Source organism: Allobosea sp. LC85, assembly GCF_000735605.1.
Classification (GTDB): Bacteria; Pseudomonadota; Alphaproteobacteria; order Rhizobiales; family Beijerinckiaceae; genus Allobosea.
In genome coordinates, this window is sequence record NZ_JPKG01000029.1 from 52,194 (window position 1) to 75,865 (window position 23,672).

A 23,672-nucleotide genomic window follows, 5' to 3' on the forward strand; every position below is an offset into this window, starting at 1 on the left:
CAAGGCAATCAGGGAGAAAGCCCATGCTGAGTTCACGTCTCGTTTCCATCCTCGCCGGCGTCGCGCTTGCGGCGCTTGCAGGGTCCGCCCAGGCGCAGGTCAAGGAACGCAACATCCGCGTTTCCAACGGCATCAACGAGGACCACCCGGTCGGCAATGGCGTCGCCAAGATGCGCGCCTGCATGACTGAAAAGTCCGGCGGCAAGCTGAAGCTCCAGGGCTTCTGGGGCGGCGCGCTCGGTGGCGACCTGCAGGCGACGCAGGCGCTGCGTGCCGGCACGCAGGAGATGGTCATCACCTCCTCCTCGCCGCTGGTCGGCATCATGCCCGCGCTCGGCGTCTTCGACCTGCCATTCCTCTTCACCAATGAGAAGGAAGCCGACGCAGTCCTCGACGGTGCCTTCGGCAAGTACATCTCCGACAAGCTGCCAGCCTTCGGCGTCGTCAACCTCTCCTACTGGGAGAACGGCTTCCGCAACCTGACCAACTCGAAGCGCGCCGTCACCAAGGCGGAAGAGCTCACCGGCCTCAAGGTCCGCGTGATGCAGAACAACATCTTCCTCGACAGCTTCAAGAGCATGGGCGCCAATGCTACGCCGATGGCGTTCGGCGAGGTTTTCGCGGCGCTCGAAACCCATGCGATCGACGGCCAGGAGAACCCGCTCGTCACGATCGACACCTCGAAGCTCTACGAGGTGCAGAAATACCTGACGATGACTCGCCATGCCTATACCCCGTTCCTGGTGCTCTATTCCAAGAAGCTCTGGGACCAGCTCTCCTCAGATGAGCAGGCGATCCTGAGCGAGTGCTCGACTGTCGGCCGCGACGAGGAGCGTCGCGTCTCGCGCGTGCTCAACGACACGTCGATGGCGAACCTGAAGAAGCAGGGGATGCAGGTTTCCGACATCTCGGCCGACGAACTGACCAAGATGCGCGAGGCGACCGCGGCCGTTTACCAGCGCCACGAGGCCACGATCGGCAAGGAGACGATCGAGCGTCTCAAGGCCGATCTCGCCAAGATCCGCGGCACCAACTGATCAGGAGAGCCCCGGAGCTGCACAACGGCTCCGGGGCTATCGCCATGCGCATCACCCGCATCGAACCCTTCATCCTGCATATCCCGGTGACGGGCGGCTCGATTGCCGACTCGACCCACCGCATCAGCCATTGGGGCGTCGTCGGCGCGAAGATTGTCACCGAGGACGGTCTCGAAGGCTTCGGCTTCACCGGCACCCATGCCGATCTCGCCTCCGACCGGCTGATCACCTCCTGCATCCGCGACTGCTACGCCCCGTTGCTGATCGGCGAGGATGCTTCCGAGATCACGCGGCTCTGGCTGAAGCTCGCCCGCCACCCTGCCCTGCAATGGGTCGGCCGCGCCGGTATCACCCAGCTCGCCCTCGCCGCGGTCGATGTCGCGCTCTGGGACCTCAAGGCGAAGGCGGCCGGCGTACCGCTCTGGCACCTGCTCGGCGGCGCGACCAAGCCGACGCTCGAAGCCTACAACACCGATATCGGCTGGCTTTCGATTTCGCGGGACGAGCTTGTCGAAGGCTGCCGTATGGCGGTCGAACGCGACGGCTTCCGACGCCTCAAGGTCAAGGTCGGCCATGCCGACCCCGGCATCGACCTCGCCCGGCTGGAAGCCGTGCGCCGTGCCATTGGCGACCATATCGCACTCGCCATTGACGGCAACGGCAAGTGGGATCTGCCAACCTGCAAGCGCTTCTGCGCGCGGGCCGAGGCGCTCGACATTTTCTGGTTCGAGGAACCGCTCTGGTATGACGATGTCGGCTCGCATGCCGCGCTGGCGAAAGCGACTTCGATACCGATTGCGCTCGGGGAGCAGCTTTATTCGCTCGACGCCTTCCGCGCCTTCATCGCGGCCGACGCCATCCACTACGTCCAGCCCGACGTGACCCGCCTCGGCGGCATCACCGAGTACGTTCAGGTCGCGGAGCTTGCACTCGCAAGCCGCCTGCCCGTCGCGCCCCATGCTGGCGAGATGAGCCAGGTCCATGTCCATCTCGCCTACTGGCATCAGGCGACGCCGCTCCTCGAATACATTCCATGGATCAAGGATGCTTTCGTCGAGCCCGCCAATGTCGCCGATGGCTATTTCCTAAGACCCCAGCAGCCCGGTGCCGGCACGACGCCGACCTCTGAGGCCCTCACCCGCTACGCCAAGCCGCTTGCTTGAGAAATCCGATGAAAATCACTGCTGTTGAAACCATCCGCCTGACCGAGTTCGGCAATATCATCTGGGTTCGGCTCCACACCGATGCCGGCGCCGTCGGCCTCGGCGAGACCTTCATGGGCGCCGCCGCCGTCGAAGCCTATCTGCACGAGACCGTGGCGCCGAAACTGCTCGGCAAGGACCCGCTCCAGATCGAAGCGCGCAATGCCAGCCTGAACAATTATCTCGGCTGGCGCGGCTCGGGCGTCGAGACGCGCGGCAACTCGGCCGTCGACATCGCGCTCTGGGACATCTACGGCAAGGCGATCGGCCAGCCGGTCAGCGTCGCGCTCGGCGGCAAGACGCGCGATACGATCCGCACCTACAACACCTGTGCCGGCTACAAATATATTCGCGATGCGCGGTCGCAGGCTGTCGCCAACTGGCATGTCGGCGAGCAGGGCGGCCCCTATGAGGATCTCGAAGGCTTCCTCTACCGCGCCGACGAGCTCGCCCATTCCCTGCTCGAGCAGGGCATCACCGGCATGAAGATCTGGCCCTTCGACATCGCGGCCGAACGCTCGTCTGGCTGGGACATCACGCCTCAGGAGCTGAACACCGCGCTGGAGCCCTTCCGCAAGATCCGAAAAGCGGTCGGCGACAAGATGGACATCATGGTCGAGTTCCACTCGCTCTGGAGCCTGCCCATGGCGAAGAAGCTGGCGGAGCGCCTGGCCGAGTTCGACACCTACTGGCACGAGGACCCGTTCCGGCTCGACAATGTCCACGACCTCGGCGAATACGCCCGCCATTCCAAGGCCTGGGTCTGCGCCTCGGAAACGCTGGCCTACACCCATTCCTTCCGGGATTATCTCGAGACCGGTGCGGCCGGGGTCGTCATGCTCGACCTGTCATGGTGTGGTGGCCTTTCGGAAGCCCGCAAGATCGCGGGCATGGCCGAGGCCTGGCACACGCCGGTCGCCCCGCATGACTGCACCGGCCCGGTCGTCTACGCGGCATCGTGCCATTTCTCGATGCATGCCCGGAACACGCTGATCCAGGAATCGGTCCGCGCCTTCTATACCGGCTGGTACACCGAGCTGGTCACCGACCTGCCCAAGGCCGAAAACGGCATGATCACCGTATCGGACGCACCAGGCCTCGGACTCGAGCTGCTTCCAGGGCTGGAGAAGCGCGCCGACGCTATCGTCCGCTTCAGCCGCCTCTCCGACCTCTGAACCTCGGCATCGGCGCCCCGCCTTCCTATGATCCGGCCCAGCCTCCGAGCGAGGCTGGGTCGCAGCGAAGGCCTCGCCGCCCTGTTCTGCTTCCCGCTCAGCTGAGCATGCGCGTGTCGCCGCAGACCGAGATTTCCTGACCGGAGATCGTCTTGGCAAAGGGGGACGCCAGGAAGACGATCTGCTTGGCGATATCGTTCGGGTCGACGAACTGCTTGATCGAGACGCCTGCGAACAGGCGCTGCGTCATCTCTTCATGCGAGATGTTGAAGCTGCGCGCCTTGTTGGCGATCACGCTCTGGATGCGGGCGCCGTCGACCAGGCCGGGGCAGATTGCATTGGCCCTGATCCCGAACTCACCGAGCTCCGCGGAGATCGCCTTGGTGAAGCCGATGACACCCCATTTCGCAGCGCCATAGGGCGAGCGCAGCGGAAAACCGTGCTTGCCGGCCTGGCTCGACAGATTAACGATGCTGGCATTGGCGGATTGCTTGAGATGCTGCACGGCGAGCCGGGTGCAGTTGAACTGGCCGGTCAGATCGACTGCGACGCAAGCATCCCAATCCGCGGGATCGATCTCGTCGACCCGGCCGGTCGGCCCGGCGATGCCCGCATTGTTGATGAGGCAATCGAGCCCGCCGAGCGCCGCCAGCGCCTCCTTGAACAGGGTCTCCACCGCGTCGCGGTCCGAGACGTCGCAGACCGACTGCGTGATCGCCGGATCGCTGGCCGCCATCGCCGCCAGGGCCTCGCGATCGACGTCGCAGATATGGACCCTGGCGCCTTCTGCCGCGAAGGCGCGCGCCGTCGCCCGGCCAATGCCGTTGGCGCCAGCCGTAACCAGAACGCGCAGACCCTTGATCTGTAAATCCATTGTCGTCTCCCCCCGATGCCCGCGCCGTAGCGCCTCTCAGATTGCGGCGAACCCGGACTATGGCGCCAGGCCGCCGGTGCTTTCGATATGGGCCGCAGCCGCAGTGATATCGGCTTCCAGCGCGGCCCTTGCGGCCTGCGGATCCCGGCGCCGCAGGGCATCGAGCAGGGCGGCGTGGGAAACCACAGCGCTGCCACCATCGAGGCGCCGCGGTTCATGGCGCATATCGAGATTGAGGATGGGGCCGGCCTTGAGCCAGAGCCGCTCGATCATCTCGACCAAGGTCGGCATGCGCGCAGCCTCATAGAGCGTGAAATGCAGATTGCGGTTGGCCGCGACGGCCCCTGCAGCGTCTGGAGGGTCGGCGCTTGCCGCCTGCCGGAACGCGGCCTCATGCTGGGCGATCTCGTCGATCTCGGCTTCGCTCGCCGCCTTTGCCGCTTCCTCGGCAGCAAAGCCCTCGACAACCAGGCGCAGGCGCGTCAGTTCGCGAAACTGTTCCAATCGCAGCACCGGAACGCGGACGGCGCGTCCGGGCAGCACCTCCAATGCACCGTCGGCAGCAAGCCGGCTGACCGCCTCGCGCACCGGCATCATCGAGACACCGAGAGCCTCCGCGACACGCCGCAGCGAGAGCTTTTCGCCCGGAGCGAGGCGGCCGGCGACGAGCAGCGCCCGCAATTCCCCGGTGACCCGCTCCCCCAGGGTCTCGCGCGTGAGCGCGCCGACCTCATCGAGCGCTGATGGATCGCGGCCCGTCGACACATCGCCGATCCCGTCATCGGCAGCCGGATTCGCGAAGGACTGGACAGGGGCAATCATGTCTGCCAACCTAACTGTGATCACAGATCACGACAAGTGGGCATCAAGCCGCCAGCAGAACAGACAGCAGGTCGACACAATCTCCAGCGCAAAGCGCGGAACCGTTCTGGGAGGAACGCAATGGCAGACCATCAGCAGTCGAAATTTCGTTTGTCACGACGTCAGGCCCTTGCCGGCCTCGGAGCCGGTGCCGCCACCGGATTGATCGCAAGCCCGTCGCTCATCCTGGCGCAAACGCCGAATGCCATCCGCTTCGGCCACCTGACGCCGCGCACCGGCTTCCTCGGTCCGCTCGGCGAATATGGCGTGATGGCGGTCGACCTCGCCGTCGAGGAGATCAATGCCGCGGGCGGCGTCAACGGCCGCAAGCTCGAGGCCCTGAAGGAGGATTCGGTCAATCCGCAGACCGCCTCGACCAAGGCCGAGCGCATGATCGAGCGCGACAAGGTCGCGTGCATCCTCGGCGAGATCTCCTCGGCCTCCTGCCTGACGATCTCGCAGGTCGCAGCGCGCAACAAGATCCTCTTCGTCAACACCGGCGGCAACTCCGACGCCCTGCGCGGCGAGAGCTGCAACCGCTACATGTTCCATGTGGAGCACCAGAACTCGATGTATGTGAAGAGCTGCGGCCGCTCGCTGATGGCGCAGGGGCTGGTCAAGGGCAAGAAATGGTTCTCGCTGACCGCCGACTACGCCTTCGGCCATGATCTGCTCAAGGTCGCCAAGCGCTTCATGGAGGCCAATGGCGGCCAGTTCGCCGCCGACAAGCTGGTGCCGACCGACGCAACCGACTTCTCGGCGCTCCTGATCGAAATCCGCGCCGCCAAGCCGGACATCGTGATCTCGAACCTTGCCGGCAACCAGATCACCAACTTCCTCAAGCAGTATTCCGAATTCGGCCTGACCTTCCCCGTCGCCGGTTTCGGTTTCGACACGGCGCTCGCCTGGGCCGCCGGCAAGGACAATTTTGGCGGCGTCTGGCCCTGCGTCTGGCACCACCTGATCGACACGCCGGCGAGCAAGACCTTCGTCTCCGCCTTCACCAAGAAATACGGCAAGCCGCCGGAGAACCAGGCCTGGGGCGACTACATCGCCGTGAAGATCATGGCCCAGTCGATGAACGAGCTGAAAAGCACGGACACCGCCAAGATCCTCGAGCATTGGGAGAAGGGCGCGAAATTCGACGTCATGAAGACGCGCGAAGGCTATTTCCGCGCTTCGGACCACCAGCTGATGAGCGAGATGTACACGATCACGGCGCTGCCGGCGGCGCAGGTCAAGAACCAGTGGGATCTCTTCACCTCCTCGCCGCCCGTACCGGGACCGAACGAAAGCCTCGAAGTGATCGCGACGACCGGTGACGAAGCCGTCTGCAAGATGAGCTGAGGGCGCCCTACACCAGATTCGCACCGCCATTCCGGACCGGTAGAGCCCAGCGCTCCGGGATGGTCCCGGCACTCCGCCGCGTTGCGGCGGGGATGACGGCGCGTCTTCAGCCTTGCGGGCGCGACGCCCCTTCCCGGCCACTTTGATCAAGCAAAGGCATCCCCTTGCTCATTCTCTTCATCCAGCAGGTGCTGAACGGGCTGCTCGACGGGGTCTATTACCTTCTGATCGCGCTCGGCCTGTCGCTGATCTTCTCGCTCGGCGGCATCGTCAACCTGGCGCACGGCGCCTTCTATGCGATCGGCGCCTATCTCACGATCGTGCTCGCGCCCCATATCGGCTTCGGCGGCGCGATCATTGCGTCGCCGGTGCTTGTGGCGCTGATCGGCATCGTCGTCGAGCGCGGCCTGTTCCAGCGCTTCTACCGCTCGGACCCGATCCTCTCGCTGCTGCTGACCTTCGGCCTCGCGATGGTGGCGGAGCAATCGCTGCGCATGATCTTCGGCGCACCGCCGCTCTCGTTCTCGATCCCGCCCGCACTGCGTGGCCAGATCGTCCTCGGCGAGTTCATCTATTCGCGCTATCGCGCACTTCTGCTCCTGATCGCAGCAGCCTGCGTGCTCGGGCTCTGGTTCCTGCTCCAACGCACCGCCTTCGGCCGCGTCGTCCGGGCCGGCGTGCAGAACCCCGACATGGTCGGCGCGCTCGGCATTTCGCTGCAGCCCTACATGATGGCCGTTGCCGGCATCGGCATCGGGCTTGCCGGCTTGGCCGGCGTCCTGCTCGCGCCGATCTACTCGATCCATCCCGCCATGGGTCAGGAGATCATCACGCCGGCCTTCGTCGTCGTCGTCATCGGCGGGCTCGGCTCCTTCTGGGGCGTGGTCGTGGCGGCGCTGATGGTCGGTGTGGTCAAGGGCATCACCGTTGGCCTCGGCTTCACGCAATGGTCGACCGCAGTGATCTACCTGATGATGCTGCTCGTCCTGCTGTTCCGGCCGCGTGGCCTGTTCGGCGAACGCATCCAGCGCTTCGAGTGAGGGCGAAATGACAGCCGCTCAGCGCGATCGCGCTCCTCTCCTCATTGCCGCCATCGGCCTCGCCGTCCTGCCCTTCCTGATGCACCTCATCGGGCTCGGCACCACCTCGGCGACCGAGATCGTCGTCTTCGCCATTGCCTGCATGGCCCTGAACATTCTCGTCGGCACGACCGGCCTTGTCTCCTTCGGCCATGGCGCCTGGTTCGGGCTCGCCGCCTATGCTGCGGGCTTGATCCAGCGCAACTGGCTACCCGGCCAGTTCGCTCTGCCGATCCTTCTCGCCGTGCTGTTCGTGGGCGTGCTTGCCTTCGCCTTCGGCGCCCTGATCCTGCGCCGCAAGGGCGTGTATTTCTCGCTCCTGACCCTGGCGCTCGCCGCCATGACCTATTCGGTCGCCTTCCGCTGGACCGCCGTGACCGGCGGCGAGGACGGCCTCGGCGGCATCAGGCGGCCGCTGTTCGCCGGCGTCGATTTCGATCAGGCGCTGCCATTTTACCTCCTCGTTGCGCTGATCGGCATGGCAGTGGTCTATGGGCTCTGGCGCTTCCACCGTTCGCCGGTCGGCACCGTGCTGGTCGCAATCCGCGAGAACGAACAGCGCGCCCGTTTTCTCGGCTACCAGACGAACCGCTACAAGCTCGCCGCCTTCACCGTCTCGGCAGCTCTGACCGGGCTCGCCGGCACGCTGCTGCTGTTCAACAACCGCATGACCTCGGCGGATCCGATCTCGGTCGCCTTCTCCGGAGAATTGCTGGCGATGGTCGTGATCGGCGGCATGCGCTCCTTCCTGGGACCGGCGCTCGGCGCGCTCTTCTTCGTGATCTTCCGCGACTATCTCTCGAGCCTGACGCCGAACTGGCTGTTCTGGTTCGGACTGCTCTTTGTCGGCTTCATCGTCTTCTCGCCCATGGGTCTCGTTGGCGTCGGCGAGCGGCTGCTGCGGCCCTTCCGCAAACAGGCCGCCGAAGATGCGGCCATGTCGGCGCGGAAGGTCGGCGCAGTCACGCTCCCGGATTTCATGAAGCCGCAGGACCGGGTCGAGGGCGCAATCCTCACCGCCACCGGCCTCGCCAAGAGCTTTGGCGGCATCAAGGCGGTCGAAGGCGTCGATCTGGCGATGCGCGACCGGGCGCTGCATGCGCTGATCGGCCCGAACGGAGCCGGCAAGACGACGGCCTTCAACCTGATCTCGGGCCAGTTCCAGCCGGATCGTGGCGAGGTTCGCCTGCGCGATCGCGAGATCACCGGCCTCTCGCCCGAAGCGATCACCCGCGCTGGGATCGGCCGCGCCTTCCAGATCACCAATCTATTCCCGTCGCTTTCCGTCGCCGAGAATGTCCGCCTCGCCGTGCAGGCGCGCGCTCCCGAGCGCTTCGGCTTCTGGCGCGCGGCGGGATCGCTGGCACGGGTTTCGGACGAGACGCGGCAGGTCATCGAGACCATGGGCCTGCGCGGCATCGAGAGTGCCGAGGCCGGCTCGCTCAGCTATGGCGGCCAGCGTCTGCTCGACATGAGCCTCGCGCTTGCGACCAAGCCGCGTGTCCTGCTGCTGGATGAGCCGCTCGCAGGCCTCGCGGCAGCCGAGCGCGAACGCGTCGGCAACCTGATCAAGTCGATCTCGACCGACCTGCCGGTGCTGCTGGTCGAGCACGATATCGACCGCGTCTTCCAGATCGCTGACCATGTCACGGTGATGAACGAGGGCAGCGTGCTGGTCGACGGCTCGGTCGAGGACGCGCGCTCCTCCCCGAAGGTTCAGGAGGTCTATATCGGCTCGGGCGCGCATGCGCTCGCCGAGAAGCCGCGCCCCAGTGCGGCCGGAGACAAGGTTCTGCTCGGGCTTTCCGGCGTCGACACCTATTACGGCAAGAGCCACATTCTCCGCGACGTCGGCTTCGACGTCCATGAGAACGAGATCGTGGCGCTGCTCGGCCGCAACGGTGCCGGCAAATCGACCTTGCTGAAGACGATCACCGGTATCGCACCGTCCGCCAGGGGAGCGATCAATCTTGCCGGCGACGACATCGCCCGCCTGCCGCCGGCCGCGATCGCTCGTGCTGGCATCGCCTATGTGCCGCAGGGGCGCGGTCTCTTCGCCGGCATGAGCGTCAAGGACAATATGGAGCTCGGCCGCCTCAAGCGCCTGACCGGCAACGGCACGCGCTGGGAGGAGGACAAGATCTTCGCCTTCTTTCCGCGCATCAAGCAGCGCTGGCATTCCCCGGCCGACTACCTCTCCGGTGGCGAACAGCAGATGGTGGCCGTGGCGCGCGCACTCTCCGGTGACACGCGTGTCCTACTGCTCGACGAGCCCTTCGAAGGCCTCGCTCCGGCCGTGGTCGAGGAGCTTTTCGAGGCCTTCGACAAGCTGAGACGGGAGATCGCGATCGTGATCGTGGACCACCATCTCGATCTCGCCCTGGCGCTTTCGGACCGCACGGTCGTGCTTGAGCGCGGCCAGGTCACATATGTCGGCCCGTCGAAGGCTCTCAGCCAGGATCTGGCCCTGCGCCGACAGGTGCTCTGGCTGTGAGCGCCCTGCCTCAACCCTATCCCGACCTTCGTCGCTTCCCGCAGGATCAACACGCATGACCAAGATCGCGATCATAGGCTCCGGACTGATCGGCCGGGCCTGGGCCACCATCTTCGCCAGCCATGGTTTCGACGTCGCATTGCATGATGTCGCGCCCGGCGCGGCCGAGGCCGCCCGCGCACATATCGGCAGCAATCTCGAGGAACTCGCCGGCCACGGCCTCGTCGAGGACCCAAAGGGCTCGCTCGCACGTATCCGCGTCGCCTCAGGCTTGTCGGATGCCTTGAGCGGCGCCGAGCTCGTGCAGGAGAACGGACCGGAAACCGTGGAAGCCAAGCGCGCCCTCTTTGCCGAGATGGACAAGCTTGCCGCCCCGGGGACGATTCTCGCCTCCTCGACCTCGTTCATCATGGCGTCGGTCTTCAGCGAGACACTGGCGGGGCGGGCCCGCTGTCTCGTCGCCCATCCCGTCAATCCGCCGCATCTTGTCCCGATCGTCGAGCTCGCACCGGCGCCCTGGACGGATTCGGCCGTCCTCGCCCGGGCCAAGGCGCTCTACGAACAGGCCGGCCAGGTTCCGATCGTCCTGCGCAAGGAGAAGCCAGGCTTTGTCCTCAACCGCCTGCAGGCCGTGCTGCTGGCGGAAGCCTTTCGCCTCGTTGGCGAGGGCGTTGCAAGCGCCGAAGACGTCGACAAGACGATCCGCGACGGGCTCGGGCTACGCTGGTCCTTCATGGGCCCTTTCGAGACGATCGAGCTCAATGCGCCCGGCGGTATCCCCGACTACTGCGCCCGTTACGGCGCCTCCATCGAGGCCATGGCGGCGCAGGCCGTCGGCGGCGACCCGTTTGGTGCGGAAACCGTCGCCAGGGTCATGAGCGAATGGCCAGGGGTGCAATCGGCCGAGCGGGTGAAGCGCCTCAGCGACTGGCGCGACACGCGGCTGGCCGCACTGCAGGCTCATAAGCGCGCCGCCGCGCGCAAGCCTGCCTGAAATCCTCCATCCTGCTCGTCTGAAGGGAGCCGCCATGGCCAAGAACCGCAAAGTCATGATCACCTGCGCGGTGACCGGCGCGATCCACACCCCCTCGATGTCGCCTTATCTGCCGGTGACCGCCGATGAAATCATCGATGCCGCGGTCGGCGCGGCGGAGGCGGGGGCGGCGCTCGTGCATGTCCATGCCCGCGATCCCGTAACCGGCAAGCCGGACCAGTCACCCGAGGCGTTCGAGCCCTTCCTGAAGGTGATCAAGCAGCGCAGCGACTGCGTCATCAACATCACCACGGGCGGCGCGCCGACCATGGGCGTCGAGGAACGCCTGCGTCCCTGCGCCCATTTCAAGCCCGAAGTCGCTTCGCTCAACATGGGCTCGATGAATTTCGGGCTGTATCCGATGCTGAGCCGCTTCAAGGCGTTCAAGCACGATTGGGAACAGCCCTATCTCGAAGGCTCGAAGGACCGCATCTTCAAGAACACCTTCCAGGACATCGAGAACATCCTGACGACCTGCGCCGAGAACGGCACACGCTTCGAGATCGAGTGCTACGATATCGGGCATCTCTACACGCTGGCGCATTTCGTCGACCGCGGGCTGGTGAAGCCACCGTTCTTCGTCCAATCGGTCTTCGGCCTGCTCGGCGGCATCGGCCCGCATCCGGAAGATGTCGCGCATATGAAGCGCACGGCCGATCGGCTCTTTGGCGACCAGTACCATTGGTCCGTGCTTGGCGCCGGACGCCATCAGCTGCCGATCGCCGCGATGGCGGTCGCGATGGGCGGCAACCTGCGCGTCGGCCTGGAGGATTCGCTCTGGATCGGGCCGGGGCAGCTGGCAAAATCCAACGCCGAACAGGTCCGGGCTGCGCGGAAGATCATCGAAGGTCTCGGACTGGAGCTGGCAACTCCGGACGATGCCCGCGAGATTCTGCAGCTCAAGGGGGCAGACAAGGTCGCCTTTTGAGCGGCGCCGCGCTGTCTGACGCTGCGGGCCATATCGAGCATCGCAATCTACGGATATTCGCGAGCCACCAGAGCTGCCAGGTCATAGGATAAATTGCCGGCTAATTAATTGCTTCCCCTCGGGCGAACCACTGACGCGGGGCCAGCGTAGCAGCGTCTGCCTTGCAACGACAGTAAGGCCAGGAACACGGCCCCCCTGCTAGGAGCTCCAGCGGCGGAGATAGCGCGCGAAAGCGTCGGTAAATGAAGAGGCCAATGCGGAAGCCGCCCTTTGCTTGGCGCGCAGGCAGGCGAAGCCTGCCTCTATGCGCACCGACAAGGGCCGCGTAACAAGACCGCGACCCTGATAATTCTCGGTGGCGTGCGGGCTGACGATCGCGATGCCGGCATTCTCGCTGACCATTGTGCAGGTCGCCTGCGCCAGGGTGGCATTGATGAAATTATGATAGGCCACGCCGTCGAGGAATGCGTCGACGCGCGACCGGAAAAGCGAGCCGGGGGGAGCTCCGATGACATGCTCCCCCGCGAAATCCGCGGGTTCCAGCACAGTCTTCGGCGCCAGCCTATGCTCGGAGGGCAGGGCTGCGACCGCAGCGATCGGATAGGTTTCCACTTCGATCGCCGTCGGATCGAGCGGCAGGTCGGCATAGCCGATATCCGCCTGCCCAGCGAGGACATGCTCGACGACCAGCCGGGACGACAGCCCGACCAGCGTCACCCGCAGATCGGCATGCTCTCTGGAGAACCGGGCGACGAAGCGCGGCAGCGGGCCGCCCATCAGCACAGGCATTGCCGCGATCCGCAGCGCGCCGGCGGCATTGGCCTTCAGGGCCTTGGCAAGTTCGGCGATGCGCGTCTGGCCGATGAAGGAGCGCTCCACCTCGCCATAGAGGGTGAGCGCATCGGGCGTCGGTACGAGCTGATAGCCGCGCCGTTCGAACAGAGACATGCCCAGAACCGCCTCGAAATCGCGAATGAGGCGGCTTACGGCTGGTTGAGTGACACCAAGCACCTCGGCGGCGGCGGTCATGCTGCCGGTCATCATGACGGCGCGGAACGCCTCGATCTGCCGCGACTGGAGATGCATCGTCCCTCACGCTCCCGTTCCCCGGACGATCCTATTCAATGGGAGCGTTTGCTGGAACGCATGATTGAGGCCACCGTCACCGCGCAGAGGCCGAGCAAACAGGCCGAAACGAGCAGCGTTGGCATGATGCCGGCCCTGTCGAACCCCGCCGCATAGATCAGTGGCATTGCCGACTGCCCGAGCATCGCCGCCATGGAGTGCAACGCCATCATCGCACCCTGCGTTTTCGGGGTCAGGGTCGCCAGATAGGTCTGAAGCGGAATGGCGGCGCTGCGATAGGCGAAGCCGAATGCCAGCAATGCGCCGAACTGAAAAGGCCAGGGAAGATGGGCGCTCAGACTTGCCATGGCGAGCGTCATGACCAGCCCCCCGGCCAACGTGAGGCGGGCGGGTGTGATCCAGCGCAGGGTGCGGCGCAAGCTTAATCCATAGGCGATGCTGCCGATCATGAAGCCGGAGAGCACGATGCCGACGGTAGAGGCGCTGGCTCCGACGAGAAAGGCAATGTGCGGGAACAAGCCCTGTGTCAGCCCGGTCAGGGCAAGCTGCAGCCCAAGCCCGCGGCGGGCGCTCGCCAGCCCGAGAATCCTGTAATAGGCAGAGAGCGCCGAGCCAAACCCTGCGCGGGACGACGAGTCCTCGCGGGTATCGCGCAGCACCGCCATCACGACAGCGAAACAGGTCAGGCCGATCAGGCCGGCCAAGAACAGGCTGCCGCGCCAGCCAACTGCATCCGCGACGAAGCCTGCCCCGACGGCGCCGGCCAGCGACCCGGTGACCGAAGCCGCACTGGCCTTGCCGAAAGCCTCCTGATGCCCCTCAGGCGCGATCCGCTCCGCCAGGATGGCAAAACACAACGGGAATGTGCCGGCCGTGAAGAAGCCAACGACGAGCCGGGTGGCGAGCAGCAGCTCGAAACTGGGGGCAAGGCTGCCGAGCAATGTGCCAAGCGCGCTCACCCCGAGGCAGACGCGCATCACCCGCAATTTGCCGAGCTGGTCGCCGAGCGCGCCGGCAATCGGCTGTGCCAGGGCGTAGGCGAGGGCAAACGCCGTTGCCATGGCGACAACCTGGCTCCGCGGCACCGCAAAATCCCGGCTGAGCATGGGCAACATAGGGTCGAACAGAAACACGCCGAGCGAGGAACCGAAGCAGGCGAGGCCGAGAATGCGCAGCAATGCGTGCTGCTGGCCGGGCGGCGGCTTCACAGCTTGGCGTGGGGCTTGGCATGAGGCTTGGCCCGCTGGCGTGCCGGTGGGCAGATTGGTCATCAGCTTGCGCAGACCCCCTCATCATCACCGGCGGCCCGAATTCGGGATCATCCGTCCAGGCTCTGACAAGGGATGTCCCGGACAAGGCGCCTCGCCCCAAAACACCCACGAATAGCTGCATGAGCCCATGTGATTTGACCCTGCGCCGACCGAACAAGATGCTCGATATTGTCAAATTCCAAACGGATCGGCCGTTTTCTCTGCGCTTTCAGCAGCATCTTTCAGGGAGGGACATGGCTCAGAAGATCGTGGTCAGCGGCGCATCCATCGCGGAGATCCGCCTTGGCCTCAAGCCAGATGCCGACCCGGCGCATCACCACACCAGGCAATCGATCGGCCGCTGTCACGGCCGATCGTTCCTGCTCCGCCCGCCTTGACCGCGAGATCGGCGAAAACTCCCGGCAATCGGACAGAATTCAGAAGCGCCAGATGAGCGGCACGATGAAGACAGCCACCACGAAGAACCAGATCAGCAGCGGCAGGCCGAGCTTCCAGTAGTCGCTGAAGGCATAGCCGCCCGGTCCCATCACCATCAGATTGGTCGGCGTCGCGATCGGGGTCAGGAACGCTCCGGCGGCGGCAACGGCCGTGCTCATCAAGACCGGCCGTGGCGAAATGCCCATGCTGGCGGCCGCAGCCACCCCGATCGGGATGACGATGAGCGCGGTCGCCGTATTGCTGATCAACTGCCCCATGACGGCGGTCAGCACGAACAGCCCCGCAAGCAAGGCGACCGGCCCGGCATCGCCAACCATGTCGACGAGCCGCTCGGCCATCAGTTTCGCCGCACCGGTTTCGACCATCGCCGTGGAGAGCGGCATCATCGCGCCGACGAGGATCACGGTGGTCCAGCTGATCGCCCGGTAGGATTGCTCGACATTCATGATCCCCGACAGGATGACCGCCCCTGCGGCCAGCAAGCCGGCGACCGCGGGCGGGACGACGCCCGTGGCGAGCAGCACGACCATCGCGATCAGGATAATGACGGCCTGCTTCGCGCCAGGGCCCATCGGCACGGCTTGACGGCGGACCAGCTCGGGCGAGCTCACGACCAGGACATCGGGATCGTCGAGATGGATGTCGAGGGCCTTCCATGTGCCCTGCAGCAGCATGGTATCGCCGGCCTGCAGCACGATGCCGCCGGAATCCTTGGTTGCATTGGCGGCGGCGAGTTCCGCCCCCGCGCGCTGCACGGCCAGAACGATCAGGTCGCCGCTGTCGGTGACCATCCCAGGAAAGACGCTCTGGCCGATCAGACCGGAGCGCGGCGGAATCACGACTTCGGCAAGACCTGAGCGCTGGTTGAACAGCGTCTCCTCGCCCTGCCCCTGCTTTGCCTCCTCACGGAAGGCGAGATGCATCTCCGTGCCCAGCGTCGCGGCCGCTTCGGCGTCGCCGCGGATCAACAGGTGGTCGCCCTCGGCCATGACCGCGCGGCGGATGGGACTTGCGGTTTCGCCCTCCTGAACAGCGACCAGCTGCAGCCCCCGATAGGCCGACAGATCGATGCTGGCAGGCGCGGCGCCGAGATAGGGCGAACTGGCGCGCACCCGCATCTGATAGACGCCGCTGGCAAGACCGTATTGCTCGACCAGCGTCTTGGCATGCCGGCTGAAATCGGCGGGCATGGTCGCGCCGTTGCGCTCCGGCAGCAGGCGCTGGCCGAACAGGATGATGATCGCCATCGTGCCCGCGAGCAGCGGCACGCCGACCAGCGCGAATTCAAAGAAGCCGAAGCTGCCCATCCCTGCGTCGCTGCTCGCCTCGGAGACCAGCACATTCACCGGTGAACCCGTCAGCGCCAATACCGAACCGGCATGGGCGGAAAAGACCAGCGGCATCAGCAGCTGCGAGGAATTGCGCTTGAGCCGGACTGCGATGACGACAACGACCGGCAGCAAGGCGGCGACGGCGCCGTTGAGGCTGATCACGGCGGTCAGCAGCGAAACGAGGACCATGGTGAGAAGCAGAAGGCGGGTCCGACTTTCCTCGCCCGCGCCCTTGATCAGGAGCTGCCCGGCCCAAGCGGTAACGCCGGTGACCTCGAGCCCGGAGCTGACGACGAAGAGCGAGGCGATAAAGATGACGGCGGGGTCGCCGAGACCGCCCAGAACCTGGGGCAGGGTCAGGACCCCCGTCGCCCAGAGCGCCAGCGCAACTCCCATCGCGATCAGAACGACAGGGATCTTGTTCCAGATGAACAAGACCACGGCGACGGCGATGATGGTGCCGGTATAGGCTATCGGGCTCAATCGCTCAGCTCCCTCTTGGGCCCTGCCAGGCCGCCGAAATGCTTAGGGCGCAATGTGCCGGCGCAGGCTGCGCCCCGGCACACCGCACCCAGCCAAGGCTTCAGTCTTCCAGGGTCGCCATCAGGATGCCGACGCGGCAACCCTTTTCGTACTCGGTGAGATTCACATATTCCTTGATGGTGTGGATCTCGGCCTGCCCGGCGCCAATGGTGATGGTCGGCACGCCGTGCTTGTCGAGCCAATTGGCATCGAGCCCGCCATTGGAGAACAGATAGTTCGGCTCCATGCCCAGCAGTTTGAGCGCCTTGGTGGCACGCTTCACGACCGGAGCATCCTGGCCCAGCTCGAAGGGCGGGTAAGCCGGCTTCTGGCTGAACTTCACCTCGGCGGTCGCGCCTTCATGGTCCTTCACCTCGCCCTGCGCCTTGGCGAAGGCCTCCTTGTAGCCGTTCGCAATCTTGGTCGCGAAGGCCGCCTCGGGGCTGCGCGCCTCGCCGCGGATATAGACATAGTCGGTGACGACATTGGTCGCGTCACCGGCGGCGGCCGTGCCGCCCTTGCCGCCGAAGATGCCGACATTGCTGGTGCCGCGGCCGTCGGACTTGACGACCTTGCCGAACCAGCCGTTGCGTTGCGCCTCGGCGATGGCGAGGGCGCCGACCAGCGTCGCCGAGATGCCCTTTTCCGGCGCGACGCCGGCATGGGACGCCTTGCCCTTGATCTCGACTTCCCAGTTCTCCTGGCCGACCGCGCCGACGAGCAGTTCCGAGGCGAGCTGGCCATCGACATTGATGCACATGACGGCCCCACCGAGATCGGCCGGGTTGAGCTCGCGGGCACCGTGCAGGCCGCTCTCCTCGCGAACCGTGAACAGCAGGGTGATCGGCGGATGCGGCAGCTTGTGCTTGATCAGCGTCTCGGCGAGCACGACGAGAAGCGCGACACCGGTGCGGGCATCGCCGCCCAGCGCAGTCGTGCCGTCGGAGACGATGCGGTCGCCCTCGCGCCGGGGCTTGGCACCGGCGCAAAGCGGCACGGTGTCGAGATGGGTCGAGAACAGCAGGCGCGAGCCCGGCCGCGTTCCCGGCAGATCGACGAACAGGTTGCCGGTCTCCGTCGGCACCGGGATGCGCTTGTTGGCATCGTCGAAGCGGATGGCGGAAGCCGGCACCCCGACCTTCTTCAGCGCCTCGCTGACGGCGGCCCCGATCTTGGCTTCCTGACCGGTCACGCCTTCGACCGAGAGGAAATTCATCAGATGGTCGACGGCGGCGTTGACGTCGAGTGGGATAGCGGGACTGCTCATGATGTCCATCCGATCAATTGAGGGTTGCTTCGTTTCGGGCCGTGCGACCGGCCGTCACAGTCCCCAGGGCAGGCCGAGCATCTTCCAGACGGCGAAGAGTGCCGTCCACAGCACGAACATCCAGACGACATAGGGCAGCATCAGGGAGACGATCGTGCCGACACCCGCGGACTTGTCGTATTTCTGGGCGAAGCCGACGACGAGGGCGAAATAGGCGTTGAGCGGGGTGATCGCGTTCATCGGGGAATCGCCGACGCGATAGGCCGCCAGCACCGCTTCCGGCTCGACGCCGAGCTTCATCAGCAGCGGCACGAAGACGGGCGCGAAGATCGCCCATTTTGCAATCGCCCCGGTCAGCAGGAGGTCGATGATCGCCACCACGACGATGAAGCCGAGCAGCAGCGGCAGCGCGCCGATATTGGCCGACTGCAGCACACCGGACAGGCTGAGCGCCATGACGGTGCCCATGTTGGTATAGGTGAAATAGGCGACGAACTGGCTCAGCACGAAGAACAGGAAGATCGTGCCTCCGAGATTCTTGATCGATTTCTCGATCGCCGCGATCACCTCCGTCAGGGTCCGCAAGGTCCCGGCCCCGATGCCATAGGCCCAGCCCGTGGTGAGGAACATCAGCATGATCAGTGCGATCAACCCGTTCATGAAGGGCGAATTGCCGATCAGCTCGCCGGTTGTCGGATTGCGCAGTGGCGCTCCCGATGGAAGCGTCAGCAGGCAGAACACCGCAATCAGTGCAAGCAAGCCGAGCCCGGCATAGCGCAGTCCGCGCGATTCCTGATCCGACAGCGAAGCACCCTGCTCCGTCGTGGTGCCTTCGGCCGCCAGCTTCGGATCGTAGACACCAAGGCGTGGCGCGATCATCCGGTCGGTGATGAAAGCGATGACGACGGTGAGAAACAGCACCGACGCGATCGAGAACCAGACGTTCGAGGCCAGGCCGATCGAGCGGTTGGGATCGACGAGATGGGCAGCATCATTGGTGAACTCGACGAGGACGGCGTCGAGCGGCTTGATCAGCATGTTGACCGTAAACGCGCCGGCCACGGCGGCAAAGCCGAGCGCGAGGCCGGCAAGCGGATGCCGCCCAACGGCGAGATAGGCGATACCGGCGAGCGGGATCAGCACCAGATAGCCCGCATCCGCTGCAATGCTGGCGAGGATGCCGACGAAGGCCAGGATATAGGTCAGGGCCCAACCCGGCGACACGATGACGAGTTTCCGGATCAGCGCCGTGACCAGGCCGGACTCCTCAGCGACGCCGGCGCCGATCATCGCGACGATCATCAATCCGACGGCGGTGAAGCTCATGAAGTTCGGAATCAGCGACGAATAGATGAAGCGAATGCCTTCGATATTCAGCAGGCTGCGTATAGCCGTGCTGGCCATCTCGACCTTGTGGGTGTCGGGATTGATGCGCTCGAAGGTGACCGCCGTGCCGAACAGACTGAGCACAGCCGACAGCACCATGACGATGGCGATGAGGATAAGGAAGATGACGACGGGATGGGGAACCATGTTCCCCACTTTCTCGACCGTATCGAGAAATCTCTGCATCGTGGTCTTTGACGCGACGTTCCCGCTAGACATGTCTTGCTCCCCTAAGCCTTAGACTTCCGCCCCACGGGGGGGTCGCGATAAGCAGCTAGGCCGCCGGAATCGTTGCCGAGGCGGTCATACCGGGAACTTAGTTCCCTGCGCGCCGAGGGCATCGGCACAGAATCCCAAAGCTTGGACCGCCTGTCCCAAAGTTGGCGGCAAGACGGCTGAATGACGGCAAGGCATCCGGCAAGCTTGCTGCCGTCGGATGGGTTCCTTATCCTGACACAGCCGTTCGAGATCCTCCGATCTCCTATTCGCAGATTGGGAACGTCGAAGTGACGCCGACGCACGGTAAGGCATGCAAGAGCAATCCCGTAAGCGTGTTACTGCCTGCAATGCCCGGATCGCGCCCGCATTACGGAGGCCGCTGACCATGGGCCGCCGCCTCGACTGCTTGCGGCTGAGCCTGGCAGGATTAGCTGTCGCGTTCTGTCTCAGCGCTTGCGCGTCGGCTCCACGCGGATTGCTTCAGCCCGTCGAGCCCGTTGCCGGCACCGACCGCGTGAACATGCTTGCCGCGACGACGCGTGCGCCCTCCGCGGAAGCGGGCGTTCTGTTCAGCGGCGAGCGCGGAGATGCGGTCTCGTTCAGCAATATCGTCGTCTCGATCCCGAAGCAGCGTGAGGTCGGCACCATCCAGCTGCCGCGCTCGGCTCCCGGGAATCCGGCAACGGATTTTGTCGTCACCTCGACGGCGCCGATCACCAAGGCGGATCTCCCGAAATGGTTCAAGTCGACGGGCGGACGCAAGCGCCGGGTCTTCGTGTTCGTCCACGGCTTCAACACGCCCTTCGACCGAGCGGTCTTTCGTTTTGCTCAGTTGACCCATGATGCCGATGCCGACGCGTCCCCGGTGCTGTTCTCATGGCCGTCGCGCGGCCATCTGCTCGACTACAGCCGGGATTTCGACAATGCGTCGTATTCGCGCTCGGATCTTGCTTACCTGCTGAAGGCGGCTGCAAGCAGCCCCTCCGTCGGCGAGATCGTCATCCTCGCCCATTCCATGGGAAGCTGGCCTGCCGTCGAAGCGGTCAGGCAGATCGCTCTCGAGCAGGGCGGCGTCCCCCGGAAGATCAACAATCTCATTCTGGCATCGCCCGATCTCGATGTCGGCGTGTTCCGACGGCAGATCGAGGACATGGGGCCCCAGCGCCCACAGATCACGCTGTTCGTCTCGCAGAACGACAGGGCGCTGCAGCTCTCCCGCTTCATTTCCCGCGGCGCGACACGCCTCGGCGGAATCGACCTGACGCGCGACGAGTATCAGCAGCAGCTGGCGGGGCTGTCGGGCATCACGGTGCTCGATCTCAGCGCCATCAACGCCGGCGACCGCATCAATCACGACCTCTTTGCCGCCAGCCCCGATGCGGTCCGCCTCATCGGCGGCAGGCTGCTCCAGGGGCAAGTCATCACCGATTCGGACATATCCCCGCCGCTGTTGGCTGCGGATGCGCTCGGTTCGGCCGCCAGCCTCATCGTCACCGCGCCAATTCGCGTCTTCGACGCAGCGTCCCCGCGCCAATAGCGCGCCAACTGCCCCAAGAGGATCACCTGCTTCGGCCTGATAAGAACAATTCTCAACAGTTTATTGCTTGCCATTGCTAATTCCGAGCGTCACAGTTTCTTCACGGCACTGAGAAACATGACCTCCCGTTGGTACGCGGGGCCCAGATTAACGTAACGCAATCGCGAGGAGAATGCCGTGTCGCCTTTCTCTAGTACCGATTCGGGGACACCTGGAGGAGCGGTCTTCGTTCAGAAATTCTCGACCAAGGGGCTGCCTCCCGAAGATCAGTTCGACGCCTGGCGCACCTTGCTCTCGGAGACGATCGACCTTCTGCCGACGCCGGAGCCCTCCGAAGCGTTCGAAGCCGAGTTTTCCTCGTGGAGCTTTGGCGATGTCGTTCTGACCAGGACCCTCTACGCCGACGCCCCGGCCCGCCATTGGCGGCACAGGCCGCGATCCTTCATGGATCACTGGTGCGTCGTACTCGCCCACCCCTTTTCGCCTGAGTGCAACCTGCTTTCCCTGAGGCCGCCGGAGCGGCAAGGCAATCTCAGCTTCCGCTCGCTCGCCATGCCGTTCGAAGGCCAGGCCGAGGACACGGAAGTCCTGACGCTGTTCCTGCCTCGGAACTTTTGCCAGGAGGAACTCGTCGATTTCGAGCGGGCGCACGATCTCGAAATCAACCCCGAGCTGGGAGCGCTGCTCACGGGCTATATGGAGAATTTGGCCCGGCAACTGCCGCACATCTCGGCAGAGCATGCCCAGGGCCTCGCCACCGCGACGCGTTCACTGGTCGCTGCCTGCATCGCGCCGCGGATCGAACGCTCCGAGGCTGCGGAGGTGCCGCTGACCTCCCTCCTGATCGATCGTGCCCGGCGCGTCGTCCGGCAGAACATGGCCTCCCCCGAGTTTGGTCCCGAGCGGCTGGCACGCCTCATGGCGATGTCCCGCTCCAAGCTCTACCGGCTGTTCGAGAGCACCGGTGGCGTCGCCCATTTCATCAATCGCGAAAGGCTGCGGGAGGCGCATCGCCGGCTGTCATCGACTCGCGATGCCGTGTCGATCCACGTCATCGGCAATGAAGTGGGCTTCATTGATCATTCGACTTTCAGCCGCGCATTCCGGCGTGAGTTCGGCTACAGCCCAACCGAGGCGCGCGAGAAGCACCTGACCAAGTTCTCCTCGCTCCCATCTGGACTTGCCCAACAGGATGCGTCGCTGGACGGTGCATTGGGAGGGAGCGGAGATGAACGCGCCGCGCACAGCCTTGCCAACTAGCCGAAGAGCATGAGGGCCTCGGCATGAAAGGGGCGACGGGGCGCCTCTCCTTTCTCTATGCGGCCCTTTTCTTCGAACTCGGCATCAATCTGCCATTCTTTCCGCTCTGGCTGCGCGCGCAGTCGCTTGATGACGAAGCGATCGGCATGGTGCTTGCCGCGCCGTTGTTGACCCGCATCATCGCAAACCCGGTCGTTGGCGCGCTCGCCGACCGGAGCGCGCGCATGACCATGGCGCTGGTTGCGTGCTCGGCAGCTGTCGTCATCGGCACGGGCTTTCTCGCCCTTGCCGCGGGCTTCCTGCCAATCCTGCTGCTGGTGATCGCCATCGCGCTGGCCCAGGGTCCGCTGATCGCCCTGACCGATGCCGTAACCCTGCGCAGCCTTAAAGGCTTGCGCTCGGCCGAGCTGCGCTATGGGCGAATCCGCCTGTGGGGCTCGGCGGGCTTTGCACTTGCCAATCTTTCGGCCGGCTGGATGCTCGACTGGCTGCCAATCTCGTCCATCATCGGGATGTTGCTGCTGTCGGCGCTCGCCACCGCGCTGGCCGCGGTCGCGGTCGCAACCATTCGCCTGCCGGAGAGATCAGCCGCTCCCGACGAGACAGCCGAGACGATGGGAAGGCCGCATCTGCTGATCCTGACCATTGCCGGCGCAGCACTGGTCCAGGCGAGCCATGCGGCGATCTACGGCTTCAGCACATTGCACTGGCAAAGCCTCGGCATATCCGGGGGAACCATGGGAAGCCTGTGGGCGGCGGGCATCGCCTCCGAGATCATGTTCTTCAGCCTGCTCGGATATATCGTGAGTGGCCCGGCCGGCGCGGGTGCGCTGCTGGCTGCGGGCGGCGCTGTCGCCACGCTGCGCTGGGCCGGCATGGCTCTCGACCCGGATATCGCCTTCGTCATCCTGCTGCAGCTGACACACGGCCTGACCTTCGGCGCGACGCATCTGAGCAGCATCTTCCTGCTCACCAAGTTCGCGCCGCGTGGCATGCTGGCCCAGGCTCAGGCCTGGCTTGCGGCAGGCTGGGCCGGGACGATGGCGGCTCTGACGACCCTTGCCGGCTACCTCTACGGCTCGTGGGGCGAGCATGTTTATGGCCTGATGGCGATTGCTTCCGGCGCCGGCTTCCTCCTGCTGATCCCTGTCGCAGCCAGCCTGCGACGGGGGGATGCGGCCCCGCACCCAGCGACTCCGGATGCCGAGCACCCTGCGCCAAAATTGGGATGACCTGCGCAGAGTTGGGATTCTGAGCTAATCCGCGCTTCCCGGACTGTTGGTAGCGTCCGTCCCTGCCGCCCCTGGAGATTGGCGACGGACCCT

At 65.0% G+C, this 23,672-nt stretch carries 19 protein-coding genes; 12 read left to right on the forward strand and 7 right to left on the reverse strand.

Annotated elements, in window-relative coordinates; all coding sequences use genetic code 11:
- The first annotated feature begins 23 nt into the window (after positions 1-23).
- The 3 genes from FG93_RS15170 to FG93_RS15180 are packed head-to-tail and all read left to right on the forward strand — an operon-like array spanning position 24 to position 3,414.
- Positions 24-1,037: a TRAP transporter substrate-binding protein gene (locus tag FG93_RS15170; RefSeq protein ID WP_043235730.1), complete on the forward strand. Its 1,014-nt coding sequence runs from the start codon at positions 24-26 to the stop codon at positions 1,035-1,037.
- A gap of 44 nt (positions 1,038-1,081) precedes the next feature.
- Entirely contained in the window at positions 1,082-2,200 is a 1,119-nt protein-coding gene (locus tag FG93_RS15175) for a mandelate racemase/muconate lactonizing enzyme family protein (RefSeq protein WP_043235731.1), read from the forward strand.
- Positions 2,201-2,208: 8 nt separating this feature from the next.
- Positions 2,209-3,414: a mandelate racemase/muconate lactonizing enzyme family protein gene (locus FG93_RS15180; RefSeq protein WP_043235733.1), complete on the forward strand. Its 1,206-nt coding sequence runs from the start codon at positions 2,209-2,211 to the stop codon at positions 3,412-3,414.
- A 97-nt stretch (positions 3,415-3,511) separates the two neighbouring features.
- Here FG93_RS15180 and FG93_RS15185 read toward each other — a convergent pair whose 3' ends face one another.
- Together FG93_RS15185 and FG93_RS15190 are read right to left on the reverse strand one after the other, a co-directional pair.
- On the reverse strand, positions 3,512-4,288 hold the full coding sequence (locus FG93_RS15185; RefSeq protein ID WP_043235735.1) for an SDR family oxidoreductase: 777 nt from the start codon (positions 4,286-4,288) through the stop codon (positions 3,512-3,514).
- A 57-nt stretch (positions 4,289-4,345) separates the two neighbouring features.
- Positions 4,346-5,110, reverse strand: coding sequence for a GntR family transcriptional regulator (locus FG93_RS15190; RefSeq protein ID WP_081881567.1), 765 nt, complete (start codon positions 5,108-5,110; stop codon positions 4,346-4,348).
- A gap of 120 nt (positions 5,111-5,230) precedes the next feature.
- Here FG93_RS15190 and FG93_RS15195 point away from each other — a divergent pair, with 120 nt between their 5' ends.
- The 5 genes from FG93_RS15195 (at position 5,231) to FG93_RS15215 (ending at position 12,030) form a co-directional block, all read left to right on the forward strand.
- Positions 5,231-6,496, forward strand: a complete 1,266-nt coding sequence (locus FG93_RS15195; RefSeq protein ID WP_043235737.1) for an ABC transporter substrate-binding protein — start codon at positions 5,231-5,233, stop codon at positions 6,494-6,496.
- A gap of 158 nt (positions 6,497-6,654) precedes the next feature.
- Positions 6,655-7,536, forward strand: a complete 882-nt coding sequence (locus FG93_RS15200) for a branched-chain amino acid ABC transporter permease (protein ID WP_200878112.1) — start codon at positions 6,655-6,657, stop codon at positions 7,534-7,536.
- Between the two features lie 7 nt (positions 7,537-7,543).
- Positions 7,544-10,069 (forward strand): branched-chain amino acid ABC transporter ATP-binding protein/permease, encoded by a 2,526-nt coding sequence (locus FG93_RS15205; RefSeq protein ID WP_043235742.1) that lies wholly within the window; start codon positions 7,544-7,546, stop codon positions 10,067-10,069.
- Positions 10,070-10,124: 55 nt separating this feature from the next.
- Entirely contained in the window at positions 10,125-11,063 is a 939-nt protein-coding gene (locus tag FG93_RS15210; protein WP_043235743.1) for a 3-hydroxyacyl-CoA dehydrogenase, read from the forward strand.
- A gap of 34 nt (positions 11,064-11,097) precedes the next feature.
- The gene (locus tag FG93_RS15215; protein WP_043235745.1) at positions 11,098-12,030 is read left to right on the forward strand and encodes a 3-keto-5-aminohexanoate cleavage protein; all 933 of its coding nucleotides are present in this window, start codon (positions 11,098-11,100) and stop codon (positions 12,028-12,030) included.
- Positions 12,031-12,228: 198 nt separating this feature from the next.
- On the opposite strand, the gene FG93_RS15220 is transcribed toward FG93_RS15215, so the two are convergent.
- On the reverse strand, positions 12,229-13,116 hold the full coding sequence (locus tag FG93_RS15220; RefSeq protein ID WP_043235746.1) for a LysR substrate-binding domain-containing protein: 888 nt from the start codon (positions 13,114-13,116) through the stop codon (positions 12,229-12,231).
- Between the two features lie 35 nt (positions 13,117-13,151).
- A complete protein-coding gene (locus tag FG93_RS15225) occupies positions 13,152-14,387 on the reverse strand; it encodes an MFS transporter (RefSeq protein WP_081881568.1) in 1,236 nt (411 codons plus the stop codon).
- Between the two features lie 158 nt (positions 14,388-14,545).
- Here FG93_RS15225 and FG93_RS15230 point away from each other — a divergent pair, with 158 nt between their 5' ends.
- Positions 14,546-14,764 carry a hypothetical protein gene (locus tag FG93_RS15230; RefSeq protein ID WP_043235750.1) on the forward strand — a complete coding sequence of 73 codons (219 nt, stop codon included), beginning with the start codon at positions 14,546-14,548 and terminating at the stop codon, positions 14,762-14,764.
- Between the two features lie 39 nt (positions 14,765-14,803).
- On the opposite strand, the gene FG93_RS15235 is transcribed toward FG93_RS15230, so the two are convergent.
- The 3 genes from FG93_RS15235 to FG93_RS15245 all read right to left on the reverse strand — a co-directional run bounded on the left by FG93_RS15235 (position 14,804) and on the right by FG93_RS15245 (position 19,550).
- Positions 14,804-16,639: an SLC13 family permease gene (locus tag FG93_RS15235; protein ID WP_043235752.1), complete on the reverse strand. Its 1,836-nt coding sequence runs from the start codon at positions 16,637-16,639 to the stop codon at positions 14,804-14,806.
- A 100-nt stretch (positions 16,640-16,739) separates the two neighbouring features.
- The gene (locus FG93_RS15240) at positions 16,740-17,954 is read right to left on the reverse strand and encodes a M20/M25/M40 family metallo-hydrolase (RefSeq protein WP_043235754.1); all 1,215 of its coding nucleotides are present in this window, start codon (positions 17,952-17,954) and stop codon (positions 16,740-16,742) included.
- A 45-nt stretch (positions 17,955-17,999) separates the two neighbouring features.
- Positions 18,000-19,550, reverse strand: coding sequence for an AbgT family transporter (locus FG93_RS15245; RefSeq protein WP_043235758.1), 1,551 nt, complete (start codon positions 19,548-19,550; stop codon positions 18,000-18,002).
- A gap of 475 nt (positions 19,551-20,025) precedes the next feature.
- On the opposite strand from FG93_RS15245, the gene FG93_RS15250 reads away from it, so the two are divergent.
- From FG93_RS15250 to FG93_RS15260, 3 genes are all read left to right on the forward strand, one after another.
- The gene (locus tag FG93_RS15250) at positions 20,026-21,087 is read left to right on the forward strand and encodes an alpha/beta hydrolase (RefSeq protein ID WP_244448626.1); all 1,062 of its coding nucleotides are present in this window, start codon (positions 20,026-20,028) and stop codon (positions 21,085-21,087) included.
- A 177-nt stretch (positions 21,088-21,264) separates the two neighbouring features.
- Positions 21,265-22,347, forward strand: coding sequence for an AraC family transcriptional regulator (locus FG93_RS31240; RefSeq protein WP_052513805.1), 1,083 nt, complete (start codon positions 21,265-21,267; stop codon positions 22,345-22,347).
- A gap of 23 nt (positions 22,348-22,370) precedes the next feature.
- Positions 22,371-23,579, forward strand: a complete 1,209-nt coding sequence (locus tag FG93_RS15260; RefSeq protein ID WP_052513806.1) for an MFS transporter — start codon at positions 22,371-22,373, stop codon at positions 23,577-23,579.
- Positions 23,580-23,672 lie beyond the last annotated feature (93 nt).